Here is a 304-nt window from a genome sequence, read left to right on the forward strand (position 1 = left end):
TTAATGCTTGATTAATCCCATAAAAAGAAGACTACGGATTCGCTGATCCATAGTCTTTTTTAGTAGTCTTTTTTTAGTGCCAAACTGCCAAAACTTAGAGGGAGAACTTGAAAGATTAGGTTTGAGTTAATAGAGCCTGAGCATAAACAGTTTCACCATCGGAACTCAGTCCGGTAATGAATAATCCCGTATAGGGGTCAGGGTCAGTCCCCTCATCTTCGACATAGATAACTCGCGGATTCTCTAACAACTTAAACAAACTATAAAGTTGGACATTATATTCCAGCATTTCTGTTACTCCTTC

Annotated in this window: 1 protein-coding gene; it reads right to left on the minus strand. The window is 38.5% G+C overall.

Translation table 11 applies throughout. The annotated features are described in order from the left end of the window. Positions 1–115: 115 nt before the first annotated feature. The coding region (locus PL9631_RS25710) for a hypothetical protein (protein WP_231516865.1) at positions 116–304 on the minus strand (189 nt) is incomplete at its 5' end.

The organism is Planktothrix paucivesiculata PCC 9631 (genome assembly GCF_900009265.2).
GTDB lineage: Bacteria > Cyanobacteriota > Cyanobacteriia > Cyanobacteriales > Microcoleaceae > Planktothrix > Planktothrix paucivesiculata.